The organism is Brevibacillus centrosporus (assembly GCF_046622605.1).
Classification (GTDB): domain Bacteria; phylum Bacillota; class Bacilli; order Brevibacillales; family Brevibacillaceae; genus Brevibacillus; species Brevibacillus centrosporus.
On the sequence record NZ_CP176856.1, the window covers coordinates 994,369 to 1,008,210 of the forward strand.

Annotated in this window: 15 protein-coding genes; 11 read left to right on the top strand and 4 right to left on the bottom strand. The window is 50.6% G+C overall.

The features are described 5' to 3' along the window. Nucleotides 1–34: 34 nt before the first annotated feature. The 5 genes from ACLIN2_RS05260 to ACLIN2_RS05280 all read left to right on the top strand — a co-directional run bounded on the left by ACLIN2_RS05260 (nt 35) and on the right by ACLIN2_RS05280 (nt 4,150). Nucleotides 35–592, top strand: coding sequence for a class I SAM-dependent methyltransferase (locus tag ACLIN2_RS05260; RefSeq protein WP_411503414.1), 558 nt, complete (start codon nt 35–37; stop codon nt 590–592). Between the two features lie 36 nt (nt 593–628). Beyond that, nucleotides 629–1,432 carry a cell wall-active antibiotics response protein LiaF gene (liaF, locus tag ACLIN2_RS05265; protein WP_411503415.1) on the top strand — a complete coding sequence of 268 codons (804 nt, stop codon included), beginning with the start codon at nt 629–631 and terminating at the stop codon, nt 1,430–1,432. Between the two features lie 13 nt (nt 1,433–1,445). After that, nucleotides 1,446–2,594 carry a HAMP domain-containing sensor histidine kinase gene (locus ACLIN2_RS05270; protein ID WP_092267041.1) on the top strand — a complete coding sequence of 383 codons (1,149 nt, stop codon included), beginning with the start codon at nt 1,446–1,448 and terminating at the stop codon, nt 2,592–2,594. A gap of 8 nt (nt 2,595–2,602) precedes the next feature. Then, on the top strand, nt 2,603–3,232 hold the full coding sequence (locus ACLIN2_RS05275) for a response regulator (RefSeq protein WP_092267040.1): 630 nt from the start codon (nt 2,603–2,605) through the stop codon (nt 3,230–3,232). Nucleotides 3,233–3,328: 96 nt separating this feature from the next. Next, entirely contained in the window at nt 3,329–4,150 is an 822-nt protein-coding gene (locus ACLIN2_RS05280; RefSeq protein WP_400588326.1) for a metallophosphoesterase, read from the top strand. Here ACLIN2_RS05280 and ACLIN2_RS05285 read toward each other — a convergent pair. Together ACLIN2_RS05285 and ACLIN2_RS05290 are read right to left on the bottom strand one after the other, a co-directional pair. Beyond that, nucleotides 4,135–4,431: a hypothetical protein gene (locus ACLIN2_RS05285; protein ID WP_411503416.1), complete on the bottom strand. Its 297-nt coding sequence runs from the start codon at nt 4,429–4,431 to the stop codon at nt 4,135–4,137. The two genes, ACLIN2_RS05280 and ACLIN2_RS05285, sit on opposite strands and share 16 nt — an antisense overlap. Nucleotides 4,432–4,448: 17 nt before the next feature. Continuing rightward, complete coding sequence (locus tag ACLIN2_RS05290) at nt 4,449–5,264, bottom strand: N-acetylmuramoyl-L-alanine amidase family protein (RefSeq protein ID WP_092267037.1); 816 nt, start codon at nt 5,262–5,264, stop codon at nt 4,449–4,451. Nucleotides 5,265–5,415: 151 nt separating this feature from the next. Here ACLIN2_RS05290 and ACLIN2_RS05295 point away from each other — a divergent pair, with 151 nt between their 5' ends. Continuing rightward, the gene (locus ACLIN2_RS05295) at nt 5,416–5,646 is read left to right on the top strand and encodes a YneF family protein (RefSeq protein WP_092267036.1); all 231 of its coding nucleotides are present in this window, start codon (nt 5,416–5,418) and stop codon (nt 5,644–5,646) included. A 20-nt stretch (nt 5,647–5,666) separates the two neighbouring features. Beyond that, entirely contained in the window at nt 5,667–5,852 is a 186-nt protein-coding gene (locus ACLIN2_RS05300; protein ID WP_092267035.1) for a hypothetical protein, read from the top strand. A 266-nt stretch (nt 5,853–6,118) separates the two neighbouring features. On the opposite strand, the gene ACLIN2_RS05305 is transcribed toward ACLIN2_RS05300, so the two are convergent. Together ACLIN2_RS05305 and ACLIN2_RS05310 are read right to left on the bottom strand one after the other, a co-directional pair. Further along, nucleotides 6,119–7,708, bottom strand: coding sequence for a glutamate synthase-related protein (locus tag ACLIN2_RS05305; protein WP_411503417.1), 1,590 nt, complete (start codon nt 7,706–7,708; stop codon nt 6,119–6,121). Between the two features lie 149 nt (nt 7,709–7,857). Further along, nucleotides 7,858–8,625 carry a TSUP family transporter gene (locus tag ACLIN2_RS05310; protein WP_092267032.1) on the bottom strand — a complete coding sequence of 256 codons (768 nt, stop codon included), beginning with the start codon at nt 8,623–8,625 and terminating at the stop codon, nt 7,858–7,860. Nucleotides 8,626–8,819: 194 nt separating this feature from the next. Between ACLIN2_RS05310 and ACLIN2_RS05315 the strand changes: the two genes are divergently transcribed. The 4 genes from ACLIN2_RS05315 (at nt 8,820) to ACLIN2_RS05330 (ending at nt 13,813) form a co-directional block, all read left to right on the top strand. Continuing rightward, complete coding sequence (locus tag ACLIN2_RS05315) at nt 8,820–9,428, top strand: superoxide dismutase (protein ID WP_411503418.1); 609 nt, start codon at nt 8,820–8,822, stop codon at nt 9,426–9,428. Between the two features lie 459 nt (nt 9,429–9,887). Then, complete coding sequence (locus ACLIN2_RS05320) at nt 9,888–10,961, top strand: extracellular solute-binding protein (RefSeq protein ID WP_092267030.1); 1,074 nt, start codon at nt 9,888–9,890, stop codon at nt 10,959–10,961. A gap of 15 nt (nt 10,962–10,976) precedes the next feature. Continuing rightward, nucleotides 10,977–12,107, top strand: a complete 1,131-nt coding sequence (locus ACLIN2_RS05325; protein WP_400588329.1) for an ABC transporter ATP-binding protein — start codon at nt 10,977–10,979, stop codon at nt 12,105–12,107. Then, nucleotides 12,107–13,813: an ABC transporter permease gene (locus tag ACLIN2_RS05330; protein WP_092267028.1), complete on the top strand. Its 1,707-nt coding sequence runs from the start codon at nt 12,107–12,109 to the stop codon at nt 13,811–13,813. Before ACLIN2_RS05325 ends, ACLIN2_RS05330 begins: the two co-directional genes overlap by 1 nt. Nucleotides 13,814–13,842 lie beyond the last annotated feature (29 nt).

The window sequence follows — 13,842 nt, forward strand, 5'->3', positions numbered from 1 at the left end:
AACCAGGCTGCTTTTCCCCTAGGAGGTTCTATTCTTGGCAGATTTTTTGGTCTTTTTACGACGATTTATCGCTGAGCCTGGACGCGTCGGTAGTATTACCCCCAGCTCTCGGTTTTTATGTGAGCGAATGTTAAGCCGTGTCAATTGGGACAAGGCGAATGTCATCATGGAACTTGGACCGGGGACGGGTGCATTTACCCAAAGGATCTATCAAAACATTTGTCCAGATGCTAAGTACGTGCTTGTGGAGCGCGATGCCCAATTTCGGACCATGCTGCAGTCCCGGTTTCCCGATGTTATGATTCGGGAAGAAGCGACCATGCTGTCTCACTACTTGGAGGAATTGAAGCTTGGCCAGGCGGATGTCATCATTTCAGGGCTGCCCTTTGCCAATTTTCCGAAAGAACTACGGGAAGCAATCCTGGAACAAGTCCAGTCCGTACTGGCTCCAGGGGGGCTATTCATTACATTCCAATATTCGCTACAACTCCAAGCTGAGCTGCAGGAGCGATTTAGCTGGGTCGAAACCGATTTTACTCTGCTGAACATTCCACCTGCATTCATTTATACATGTCGTAATGGACAGAAGTGAAGATAATCGGCATGGGGCGTAAGAGAGGAGACTTTCGTGAAGCTGTCCCGCGTGCACAAAATGTTGGCTGGTGTCCTGATCATCTTGACGGGGATTGGTCTCTTTTTAGACAGTTTGCATATTATTTCGTTCGGGTTGTTTGATTTGTGGCCGATGGTGCTGGTCTATTTTGGTTTTCGCCTATGGGGGCAGCATAAACGAGTCGGCGGCGGCATCCTATTTTGCCTTGGCGTGATCATAGCATTGGAAATGTGGTTTGGCATCGGGATCGATGACTTGTTTGGGTTGGTCATCCCCGCCTTGTTTGTTTACTTTGGATATCGACTGATTCGCGGCAAAACGCGGGAATCGGATCCAGTTGTCAAGTGGTTCTCGAAAAAGGAGCACGCAGCTGGAGCGGTAATGCCCGAGGAACCAAGCGTGGCGAAGCCCGAGCCAATCGAGGTGCGAAGCCATACTCGCTCGTTACCAAAAGATTCCCGCAGTTCGCTGATCGGGGACTTTCATCTGACTTCCGGCCGTTTTGAGCTGAGTCATTTGCATGTTTGGCATGGGATTGGCGATGTGGTGATTGATTTGTCGCGCGCGATGCTGATGACGGAAGAAGCGCAGCTGAACATCGAGGGATGGATAGGCGACGTGACGATCTACGTGCCTGTCGATCTGCCGGTATCCGTATCGGCTGAGCTGTCTGTCGGCGATCTGGAGGTTTTCAGTAACCGTCAGGGAGGCATCAATCGCAGTATCATGATTCGCTCGGATCATTACGATCGGGCGGTAAATAAAGTGAGCTTGCATATCTCGCTGCTTGTCGGCGATATCAAAGTCAAGTACATCTAGGAGGTACTGGCGAATGCGTCGACAGCGATTAGCGAGTATTCAATGGCAAAGTGTCCGCTACGGCATGGGATTGTCCATAGCTACGGTCACCGTGGCGTTTGTTTGTTTTTTTGCGCTTCATCTCGTTTGGAAAGACGATCCGCAGCTGGTCCGTTGGTACTCGGAGCTGATACAGGATCCTCGGGTGCATCTGTGGACGGTTGAGTATTTGGGAATAGAGCTTCCGCCAGAGCCGGATTGGGTCGCGCAGCTGATGGCGGTCGTGGTTTCCCTGCCTGCCGGTGCATTGGTGGGGCTGATCTGCTCCTATATATACGGGAATCTGCTAAAAAAGCGGGTGAGCGTTCTGTGGGAAGCAGCCATGAAGCTGGGACGGGGGATGCTATCCTACCGTGTTCCGGAGCTTGGTGTCGATGAGATCGGCGAGCTGGGCTGGCAGCTGAACCGGCTGGCGTCCCAATGGGAAGAGCAGGTGGCATCCCTGCAGCGTTTGTCCAATCACAATGCGGCACTGGCAGACCAGCTCAAGCAGGCTGCCGTGACGGAAGAGCGGCAGCGGTTGGCGCGTGAGCTGCATGATGCTGTCAGTCAGCAGCTGTTTGCGATCGCCATGACGACAGCCGCACTGAAACGGCTGATCGAAAAGAATCCGCAGCGTGCGGCGCAGCAGATCGAGCTCGTAGAGGAAATGGCGGCAGCAGCCCAGGCGGAGATGCGTGCCCTTCTTTTGCATCTGCGCCCGGCAACCCTGCAGAACAAGACGCTAAAGGAAGCCATTCTGGAACTGTTGGATGAGCTGACACGTAAAAATAGCATGGAGATTACCTGGGAAATCGAAGCGGTCGCGGGATTGCCAAGCGGCATCGAGGACCATTTGTTCCGCATTTTGCAGGAATCTCTCTCGAATACGCTTCGCCATGCCAAAGCCAGCCAGATCGCCGTAAAGCTGTTTACGTTGCAGGATCAGGTGAGACTGCGTGTGACGGATGACGGTGTTGGCTTTGATCCGGAAGGGGAGAAGCTGACCTCGTACGGCTTGCGCAGCATGCAGGAGCGGGTAACAGAAGTGGGTGGATCGATGGAGATATACTCCGCGGTCGGAAAGGGGACGCAAATCGAAGTGCGGATTCCTCTGATGTCACAGACGGAACGGGAAGGGTGAATGTATCTGTGATTCGCGTATTACTGGTAGATGATCACGAGATGGTACGGATGGGATTGGCTGCGTATTTGTCCACGGAGGATGACATCGAAGTCGTAGCAGAGGCGGGCAACGGCGAAGAAGGGGTGCGCCTGACGGTGGAGCTTCGCCCGGATGTCGTCCTGATGGATCTGGTCATGGAAGGCATCGGCGGTGTAGAAGCGACCAGACGGATTCGAGAGGCTTGTCCGGGGAGCAAGGTCATCGTGCTGACGAGCTTTATCGATGATGAAAAGGTGTATCCTGTGATTGAAGCCGGAGCCTTCAGCTACTTGCTGAAAACCTCCCGGGCAGCCGAAATTGCTAGGGCGATCCGATCCGCAGCCGCTGGAGAGCCAGTATTGGAATCACGGGTGGCAGGAAAGATCATGGCCCGTTTCCGTCACGGTCAAGAAGCACAGCCACACGAGCAGCTAACTCCTCGTGAGCTGGAGGTGCTGAAGCTCATCGGGCAAGGCAAATCCAATCAGGAAATTGCCGACGAGCTGATTATCGGCATCAAGACCGTTAAAACACACGTCAGCAATATTTTAGCCAAGCTAAACGTTGAAGATCGTACTCAGGCAGCGATTTACGTGCACACCAACCACCTTGGCTGACAAGAGAAAACAGCTCACCCTGCAAGAGAGGGTGAGTTTTTTTTGTTTATGTGGTAAAGATAGTAAGTAATAGATTTGGAAAGGAGGGGACGGGCTATGAGGCACAAACCTCAGACACGCTCCAAGGTGCTTTCGGCTGACAACGGTGTAGATTTTGTGGGAGATGTACACGGTTGTTACGACGAATTTATGGAATTGCTGAAGCGTTTGGGTTATGAGCGAAGCCAAGAAGGTACGTTTCGCCATCCCCAGGGCAGAAAGCTCCTTTCCCTCGGCGATATCACGAGTAGAGGCCCACATTCTATCAAGATGCTACAGTTCTTTATTCAACATATTGCTGCTGGCGTAGCGGAGATGGTGGATAGCAACCACGGCTGGAAGGTTGCCCGCTGGCTGGACGACAGACCGGTCACCTTGGCACATGGTGACGAGAAGGTGGAAGAAGAGTTTCGGGTATACCAGCAGGAGTTCGGGCCCAAAAAAGCTTCCCTGCTGCGAGAGCAGAGCCGCAGACTGCTCTTTTCGTCTCCTTCCCACATGATGGTCAAAAAAAACGACAAGCTTGTCGCTGTCGCCGTCCATGCGGGGATCAAGGACGATTACATCGGCCTAGAATCGCCTGCTGTGCACACGTTCTGTCGATATGGCGACGTCGCGGGTACCGGACCAGACGGGCGTCCCATCCGCAGGGAGTGGGCCAAAGAAAGAAGAGGGTACGAGCCTTTGATTGTCTGGGGGCATGACCCTCGTCCGGAACCGGAACGCCAAAACGGTACACTCAATATCGACCAGGGCTGCGTATTTGGCGGAAAGCTGACCGCCTATCGCTATCCTGAGGACGAGCTTGTGAGTGTACCGGCAAAGGAAAATTATTCGGGTCTGTCAGATACGCCGCTGACGCGTTATACCGCAGACTGAGAGTCTTTGTTCTTCTTGTTCTTGGAGGCTGTCCACTGCTCGATGGTGTTTTTCGAAGTGGAGTGGATTCCTACAGTTGCGAGCCCGGCAGTGACCCCTTCCATCAGAGCTGTCTTCCAGTCAAAGTCAGGGGCGTACAGCCACTGATTCACCATGTAGATCCCGATAATCAAGACCACTGCTACCCAGCTTCGCAGCTTTTTCGGAATGCGAAAGACATCGGCTAGGGTAGCGGTGGCCGCCAGGGCAAATGCGATAATCAAGCCCAGATCAAAACCCATGCTGCCCCAACTCCCTGTTAAGATTTCAGTTTTTCGTACAAGCGTCTCAGAATGACGGCCTCTGCCCAAAGGGGGAGCGGATTGTCAGCCTGATGTCGCCAGTCCTCATTGGTCAAGAGTCCCTCATCAAACATCCAGTCGATGGCTTCCTGTTTCCAGTCGGGCACGTCGCTGCCACCTCCATTATTCGGGTTGCCGTTTCCGCCTCCCGGGTTTTGCGTTCCGCTGCCTCCGCCGCTAGCGGGCGGGGTAGTGGTAGGAGTAGGAGCCGTCTTTGGCGGCTGGTACGTCAGATTGGCGTACTCACAAAAGGCGCGAACGACGGCCTCCGCGAGACTTTGCCAGTCCTTGCTGAGTTTATCCGCATCCAAAGGGTTATCAGCGAAGCCGTATTCGACGATGACTGTCTCCACGCTTCCCGTCTCGCGGTTCATGTAATAGTAGTCCTGACGCGGGTTGTTGGGGAGTGTCCGGGTGAAGATACGCCGGTTTGGAACTCCTTCTGCCTCCAGCTCTTCTGCGATGAGCCGTGGAAAGGCAGCAGTTCCGTAAATGGAGTAGATGACCTCGGAGCCGCGTCCACCACCTGCATTGATATGGTTGGAAATGCAGTAACGAGCTCCGCTGCCTCGGACTAGCGCCGCACGATCTTCGCTTGGCAAGGTCACATCGGATGATCTCGTCACGGCAACGGGGATTTGCATTTCTTGAAATCGGCGGTATTGATAGAGGGTAATGTTTAGGGTCATTTGTTTTTCCGTAAACTGCGCACTGTTTCCACCGCCAGGGTCCACGCCGCCGTGTCCAGCATCCAGAATGACGATAGGAGCCATGTTTTCATCACCTCATGCAATCAGCATATGCTTGGAAAAGCAAACATGTTGAGGGCAGTCTCATCATTTTTCCTAGTGACAATGTACATATGGCCTAACTATGGTACAATAAAAGGGTTCGTAATTACGCAAAGAGGATGGTAATGTATTGATGGCTTGGTACAACTGGGTAATCCCGATCGTTACACTTTTGCTCGGCCTGGTAGGCGGTTTTGCCGGCGGGACTTATTATTTGAAAAAGCAGATGCAGAACATGCAAATGGACGAAAAACAGCTGCAAGCCATGGCTCGTTCGATGGGTATGAATTTGAACCAAAAACAGCTGAAACAAATGAGCCGCACCATGAAAAATATGAAAATGCCAAATAAATTCGGGAAATAAACAAGCGGAGGGGTGTCGCTATGGGTCCGACCCGTCTGCGCTACACGATGATTGGTTTTATTCTTGGCGTTTTCGTCGTGTATTTGAAAGAGCTGCCTTTGGGTGAAGGGACCCGGTTTGCAGCACCTTTTTACGGAGCGGGCATCGGCCTGCTGATTGACGGCATCATCTTGCGAATGAAACAGAGAAAAGGGAAAGAAGAGTAGGGGAGCTTGGCGAAACGCCAGGCTTTTTTCGAGAGCTTGGCGAAACGCCAGGCTTTTTTCGAGAGCTTGGCGAAACGCCAGGCTTTTTTCGAGAGCTTGGCGAAACGCCAGGCTTGTTTAAGAGCTTGGCGAAACGCCAGGCTTTTTTCGAGAGCTTGGCGAGACGCCAGGCTTGTCCGAGAGCTTGGCGAGACGCCAGGCTTGTTTAAGAGCTTGGCGAAACGCCAGGCTTTTTTTGTGCCCATGTACCTGAAAAAGGCACCTGATCATCGATCAAACGCCTTTTTACTCGTGACGGGGTAAGGGAACAAGTCCACGACTCGGATGCTTTGGCCGCTTTCGTTCGAAAACACGACATGCTCCCGGGTGAATTCACGGGGGCTCCTCAGGCCGGAAGCGGCTGCCAGGGAAAACAACCCTTCCCGTAGTTGTAGGATGTAGTTCATCACGCGCCATTGCTTCTCTTCCGGGGCCAGCGCTTCTTGGTATTTGGAATCAGTAGTTGTAATCCCAGTCGGACACTTGCCGGTGTGGCATTGAAGCGCCATAATGCAGCCGTTCGCCATCATAAATCCGCGGGCGGAGTTGACACAGTCCGCGCCGAGTGCGAGAGCGATGGCCACTTTGTCAGGTGTGATCAGCTTGCCAGATGCGAAAATTTTGAAGCGGTCACGCACGCCGTATTTTCTCGCGGTATCGTCCAGAATAAGCAGCGCAGCAAAAAGCGGTAATCCCATGCCGTCAGCCATTGCCTTGAAAGTCGCCCCGGAGCCGCCCTCAGAACCGTCAACAGTAATGAAGTCCGGAAAGATATGCAGCGCAAGCATAGTCTGAAAAAACGACTCGAGCCTGTGCGAATCGCCGACGACGATTTTGACCCCCACCGGTTTGCCGCCTTCCTCCTGCAAGGTGCCTATGAAACGAAGCGCTTCCTCTGGATTGGTCAGAAATTCAAAGCGGTTCGGCGAGTTCACTGTCTTGCCTACAGGCACTAAGCGCGCTGCTGCGACTTTTTCGGTGACCTTGGTGCCTTCGAGGTGACCGCCGCGTATTTTAGCGCCCTGATGAAATTTCAGTTCGAACGCCTTGATGTTGGAAATGCTCGCTTTGCGTTTATACTCTTCGATAGAAAAGCGCCCAGAATCATCGCGGAAGCCGAACAGGCCAGGCCCGATCTGAGAGACGATATCGGCGCCCGTAGCCAAGTGCACTTCTGCCACCCCGCCTTCCCCTGTATTGATCCAAGAGCCGCCTGCCATGAACGCGCCATTTCCTGTGGACTGAATATAATGCTCGCCGACAGCTCCGTAGGAAGTAGCAGAAGCGCCAAACATGCCTTTCAGGCGCCACGGATGCTTGCGGTTTTCCCCTACTACGATGACGTCATCATCATGCAGCAGCCAAGGCTTTACTTGATCATCTATGAATTTTTCCCTTCTGGTAAACAGCCCCTCATCGGTAATCACATATTTCTTTCCAGGTATGAGCTTCTCGTTATCTACGTGAAGCTCGCTCGTTAATTGAGGGAACATGGCGTTAGATAAATAGAAGCCGGGCTTCTCATAGTCGCGTCTTCCGCCGAAGGAGATGAGATCCGTTCGATATTTCGCGGCATAGACGAGACCGACAAAATCGGCCCGCGAAAACGGTTTCCCTTCTGTATCATTGTCAAACCAGTATTGGCGAAATTCAGGCCCTAGCTTTTCGAGCAAATAACGCATCCAGCCTAGGAAGGGGTGAGAGCGAATGATGGAGTGCTTTGGTTTTTTCGATAAGGCGTACATATAGCCGAAAAATATCAATGGAGGCAATGCTACGATAAGAAGCAGTATGACCAGCAGGACTGTAGGCACCATCTTGCTAAAACCTCCCGAAGCGTATACATCGATCATCATGAAACAGGTATAGCTTACCGCCAATTACCAATTCTCATTCTTTCTTCGGGAAACGAAGGGCAAGAAAAAAAGCGCCCCCAAAACAGGTGGACGCTCGCTGTTGGTTGTGCTTACGAAAAGATTAATTCATATACCATTTTGGTAATCAGCGTGATGGAAACGATCAAAAACAGGGGACGAACATAGCGCACGCCGGTTTTGATCGCCATACGAGCTCCGAGCGAAGCCCCGAGCAGCATGGCCACACCCATGACCAGACCTGTTACGAAAACGACCTTGCCTTCGAGAGTGAAGACAGTGAGAGCGGCGATGTTACTCGCCAGATTGAGGATGCGCCCGTTTCCGGCAGCGATGACAAAATCATAGCCGAAGAGCAGCACCATCAGGAAAACGAAAAACGAACCTGTACCCGGTCCGAAAAATCCGTCGTAGAATCCGATCAGAAAAGTAAACGGAATCCCTACGCTGAGCGTGAACTTGGTGTAGCCCTTGAAGTTGGCTACTTCCCCGAATCGTTTATTAAATAAGGTATAAACGAATATGAGGGCCATCATAATAATCACGAGCACTTTCAGGAGCTCCTGCGGAACGAATAGAACCGTCTTGGCACCGAAGTAGGCTCCGATTAGCGAGACCGGGAACAACATGTACATCAGCTTCTTGTCAAATTTGCCGCTCCGGATAAACGTAATGGAACTAGTAGCCGAAGAAATCGTGCCGGCTAGCTTGTTTGTGCCCAAAGCGAGGTAAGGGGGCATCCCAAGTCCGAGCAAAGCAGGGAGGGAGATCAGGCCGCCACCGCCTACCGTACTGTCAATAAAGGCGGCGACAAATCCGAATAATGCGAGAAAAAGTATCGTCGATAAATCCATTTCCACGAGAATCACCTAGTTTTCCATGTTTGTAATAAACCAAGTCTAGCACGGACGAACTCGATTGCAAGATGGAAATCTTTGAAATAAAAAATAATAGATTACGATACTTTGCATACCTATTTGTTGTAAAAGTGAGTCTGTTGAATTATAATAGAACTGTAGCTTGACCCATACATATTTTGAGGAGGAATGTTACAATGGCACATCAACTTCCTGCATTGCCTTACGCGCACAATGCTCTGGAACCGCATATCGACGCTCAAACAATGGAAATCCACCATGGACGTCACCACGCAACTTATGTAAACAACCTCAACGCTGCTCTGGAAGCTCATGCTGACCTGCAAGACAAAAGCGTAGAAGAATTGATCAGCAACATCGACGCTTTGCCAGAAGGCATCCGCACAGCAGTTCGTAACAACGGCGGCGGACATGCGAACCACACTCTCTTCTGGGAAATCCTGAGCCCGAACGGCGGCGGCGCTCCAGCTGGTGAACTGGCTGACGCGATCAACGCGGCTTTCGGAAGCTTTGACAACTTCAAAGCTGAATTTGCAAAAGCAGCAACTGGCCGTTTCGGTTCCGGTTGGGCTTGGCTGGTAGCAGATGGCGGAAAAGTGGCAATCACTTCCACTCCAAACCAAGACAGCCCTGTAATGGAAGGCAAAACGCCTATCCTCGGTCTGGACGTATGGGAGCATGCTTACTACCTGAAATATCAAAACAAACGCCCTGACTACATCAGCGCATTCTGGAACGTAGTTAACTGGGATGAAGTAAGCAAACGTTTCGCTGCTGCGAAATAATAGCTGCTTATCACAAAGAGGAAGGCTTGTCGCTCTATTTTCGCGACAAGCCTTTTTTTGCAGGTAAGAATGGATCAGATTTTCATCCAGTATAGTGCAGCTAAGACTTCACCAATGTGAATAACCTTTTGATAAATCGCGGTCGCTCCTCCTTGAACAGGCCACGAGAAAAAAAGTGTCGAGTGACATAATTGGAAAAAAACATAAATGTAAGTGTTTTCATTGACAAATATGTATAGTATGCCTATAATCCCTTTAGAATGACTTGTTAATCGACAATACAGTTCACATACGGTTAGGCGGAGAAAATGGAGAAAACCCTTACCCGTAAACACATGACCCTCATGGGGGAGTAGTGTGTTTATGCTGTGTAAGGGTTTTTTCCTTTTTTGTGTCTCCAATACTTGATTCACTTATGGTGGTCGATTAACAGAAGAAGAATAGAGAGGGGTCTGACAAATGAAAAAGAAGAACAAATGGTTTCATGGGGTTGCAACAGCAGCATTGCTTACATCTGTTGTGCTCGGAGGATGCTCTTCCTCTGAGGGGACAGCTGCTGGTAACACGGCAAGCACGGATGGCGGAGGAAAAAAAGAGCTAGGTTCTATCGCGTTTTATTCACCTGAGACACCTGATATGACCAAAGAGATGGGACAAGCATTTGAAAAATTGAAGCCAGGCTCGTCCGTGAATGTGCAATACGCTGGTACCAACGTACTCGTAAACCGCATGATCGCAGAGAAAGACAATCCAATGGCTGACCTTTGGTACGGCGGAGGAGGCTTCCTGCCGTTCGAGTCTGCGAAAGATAAAGGAATCATCACATCCTACACGCCGGAAGCGATCAAAGATTGGCCAGAAGTACAGGATGGCATCAAAGTTCGCGACAAAGATTGGAAGTGGATCGGTGCTGAGGTATTCGTACTTGGCTTCGTCTACAATACGGATCTGGTAAAGCCGGAAGAATTGCCGAAAACTTGGGACGATTTGCTCGATCCAAAATGGAAGGGCAAAATTCAAATGCCAAACCCTGCAGCCTCGGGTACAGCGACTCTCCTCGTACTTAGCCAGTTGATGGAAAAAGGCGAAGAACCAGGTTGGGAATATTTCAAGAAACTGGTGGATCAGATGAGTGCGATGCCGGATTCAGGATCTGCTCCTACGAAAGCGGTTGCAAAGGGAGAGGCCTTGATCGGAATTGGCTTTGACTTTATGGCGTACGAGAACAAAGCAAAAGGCGAGAAAGTAGACTTCATCGTGCCTGAAAAAACGCCAATCATCGTGAATCCTGTTTCTTTGGTAGAAAATGGACCAAATCCGGACGGGGGGAAAGCGTTCATCGACTACCTACTCTCCAAAGAAGGACAACAAAAATTGGCTGACTGGTACCATATCCCTATCTCTAAAGAAGTGCAATCCAAGACTCCTCTGACATTGGAAAAAGTCATTCCGCACGCACAGGAGATGGATGTGGATTGGGTCGTGCAAAACTACGACCGCGTACGTAACGAATGGCGTCAAAAATTCCAATAAGAGGGGGATCTTCCAATGGGATCGGTGAAGATTGAGCACTTAAACAAACAATTTAACGGAAACACCGCTTTGGAAGATGTCAATCTGGAGATTCAAGAGGGCGAGTTTTTCGCCCTCCTGGGTCCATCCGGTTGCGGGAAAACGACGACAATGCGTTGTGTAGCCGGTTTTGAGACGCCGACCTCCGGATCTATCTTCATCGGTGATCGAAACGTAAATCAGATTCCAGCGAATCAACGCAATTGCGGGATGGTTTTCCAAAGCTATGCACTGTTTCCTCATCTAAACGTCTTCGAAAATGTGGCGTACAGCTTAAATATTCGCCGTTTTTATGAAGGCGGTTTTGGCACAAAGCTATCGACATTGGCACATTTACTGAACAGAAGACTCGGCAAGGTAGATCGTGCCACCGAGCAAAAAGTCAGGGATGCTCTTGATTTTGTGGAATTGGGACATTTGGCTGATCGTCTGCCAGGGCAATTGTCCGGTGGTCAGCAGCAGCGCGTGGCACTCGCTCGAGCGCTTGTGATGGAGCCGGCTGTTTTGCTGATGGACGAGCCTCTCTCCAATTTGGATAAAAAGCTGCGCAACGTCATGCGCGTCACGATTCGGCAGATTCAGCAAAAGGTAGGGATCACGACGATTTTCGTCACGCACGATCAGGAGGAAGCCATGAGCATGGCTGACCGTGTGGCGGTCATGCACGGCGGTCGCCTGGTGCAGGTTGATACGCCTACGGCTTTGTACAGCAACCCGGCAAACAAGTTTGTAGCCGATTTTGTAGGTTCCTCCAACATCTTGAACGGAACGGTCAAAGGGGTAAATGATTCGGGTGAAACCTTGATTGAGATTGGGGAAAACAGATTCCTTCGTTCCACATACCCAACGAACAAAAAAGACGTAGAAGTCATCATCAGACCTGAGAGCATTCGCCTGTTAACGAGCGAGAAAGCAGCTGACGACGAGAACATCTTGGATGGAACGATTGAACTATCCACTTATTTGGGCCCGACGATCCGATACGATGTCAAGGTTGGCGAGTTGCGCTTTGAGGTTGATACGGTGTTCGAAGCGGGCAGTCCAATCTTGCCATCAGGAACAACGGTGAAGCTGCAAATCGATCCGAATCGAGTGGTGGCGTTATGATGAAACGTTTGACCGCAAAGCTTAATGGGTTAACCGTTCTCAAGTGGCTGATTTATCTGTTCTTCTTTGTTTTCCTGCTTGTACCGCTCTTTTCGATTTTGCTCGTCAGCTTTACAGGCCAACCTGTAAACATTTTCGGCAGCTTTACTAGCCAGAAAATATTCGACTCTACGATAAAGAAGCTCTCCAATATTTCTGTGGAAGCTTATACTTCGATCTTCAGTGAAGGAAACAGCTATTTCGCCGCTTTGATGAACAGCTTGAAGCTGGGGACAGGCGTGGCAGTTCTGGTTACAGTGATCGTACTGCCCATTGCTTATGCGTTTGCTCGAACGAAGATGCCGTTTAAGTCTTTCTTTGCGGCTTTGTGCACGATTCCGTTGATCATGCCTACGTTTATCTCTTCCCATGCCTTTGTCCTGATGTTTGGGAAAACAGGCTGGGTGACGCAGCTCTACCATAGCTTTGGTGGGGAGGGTGTCATTTTTGATGTGCAGTCCATGCTGGGGATCGTCCTCGTTCAAGTCTTTTTCTTCTTCCCGTATGCTCTGTGGCCAATGGTTGCCGCATTCAAGATTTGTGATGTCACCTTGGAAGAGGCTTCGCAAAATTTGGGAGCGAAGAGCTGGTATACGTTCTTGCGAGTCACACTGCCGCTTGCGGTTCCTGGGATCGTTTCTAGTATGCTATTGATTTTTACGGTCAGCTTTTCCGATTTTGGGACACCGATTATTTTGGCACCAAAGGAATTGAATCTGATTGTCGTAGAGTCCTACCGGGAGATTGCAGGGTTCTTTAACTGGGCAGGTTCGGCAGTATTGACTGTCATTATGCTGCTAGTCGCAGCTTTCTTCTTCTGGCTGCAACGTCTTGTGATTAAAGGGAGAGAGTACGGAACCATTTCCGGAAAACCAACGAAGCAAAAGCTGAACGACCACAAAGGAACCATTGCAGGTTTGACTATCTACACGTTTTTGGTCATGCTGGTTCCCATTTTAGCTCTAGGTTCGATTTTCCTATCCTCGATTGCGACGACATGGGGACACCATGCGTTGCCGGACGGCTATACCATGAGTCATTACAAGACCATTTTCAGTACTTCGGGTAAGAATATTTGGAACAGTATGGTGCTGGCTGCCGGTACGCTGGTGCTCAGCGTAGTGATTTCGACCTTTGTTTCTTATTTTGTTGTCCGTCGCGGATCGGGCGGGCTCGACTTCGTATCGTCCATTCCGTTGATCGTGCCTGGTATCGCGCTGGGGATCGCTCTGATCCAGACCTTTAACACAGCGCCAATCCATCTGACAGGTACGGCATTATTGCTCATCATCGCCTATACGATTCGCCGTATGCCTTACATGATTCGCTCAACGATGAGCTCGATGATGGCGATACGCAAAGACATCGAAGAGGCTGCTGTCAGCTTGGGAGCTTCCTCTCTCATCGCCGCAATCACAGTCATCGGTCCATTGATGCTGCCGGGAATTGCAGCAGGCGCCATTTTGGTTTTCGTTACGGTGATTAAGGAAACGAGTATTTCGATTCTTTTGGCTCCGACTGAATGGGCACCCATGAGCTTGGCCGTGTTCCAAAACCTGCTGCGCGGCGAATATTATACGGCGTGCGCGATGGCGATCTTGATTATCGTGATCGTGATTATTCTCCAAGCTCTGGCGAAGAAGATCACAAAAGATCAGCTCTATTGATAGTCGACAGAACAGGAAGGCAGGAGTGT

Coding starts and splice junctions, on each gene's coding strand:
- ACLIN2_RS05325 (WP_400588329.1), top strand. CDS start 10,977: ATGGGATCGGTGAAGATTGAGCACTTAAACAAACAATTTAACGGAAAC.
- ACLIN2_RS05305 (WP_411503417.1), bottom strand. CDS start 7,708: ATGGTGCCTACAGTCCTGCTGGTCATACTGCTTCTTATCGTAGCATTG.
- ACLIN2_RS05280 (WP_400588326.1), top strand. CDS start 3,329: ATGAGGCACAAACCTCAGACACGCTCCAAGGTGCTTTCGGCTGACAAC.
- ACLIN2_RS05270 (WP_092267041.1), top strand. CDS start 1,446: ATGCGTCGACAGCGATTAGCGAGTATTCAATGGCAAAGTGTCCGCTAC.
- ACLIN2_RS05320 (WP_092267030.1), top strand. CDS start 9,888: ATGAAAAAGAAGAACAAATGGTTTCATGGGGTTGCAACAGCAGCATTG.
- ACLIN2_RS05315 (WP_411503418.1), top strand. CDS start 8,820: ATGGCACATCAACTTCCTGCATTGCCTTACGCGCACAATGCTCTGGAA.
- ACLIN2_RS05290 (WP_092267037.1), bottom strand. CDS start 5,264: ATGGCTCCTATCGTCATTCTGGATGCTGGACACGGCGGCGTGGACCCT.
- ACLIN2_RS05300 (WP_092267035.1), top strand. CDS start 5,667: ATGGGTCCGACCCGTCTGCGCTACACGATGATTGGTTTTATTCTTGGC.
- ACLIN2_RS05295 (WP_092267036.1), top strand. CDS start 5,416: ATGGCTTGGTACAACTGGGTAATCCCGATCGTTACACTTTTGCTCGGC.
- ACLIN2_RS05330 (WP_092267028.1), top strand. CDS start 12,107: ATGAAACGTTTGACCGCAAAGCTTAATGGGTTAACCGTTCTCAAGTGG.
- ACLIN2_RS05285 (WP_411503416.1), bottom strand. CDS start 4,431: ATGGGTTTTGATCTGGGCTTGATTATCGCATTTGCCCTGGCGGCCACC.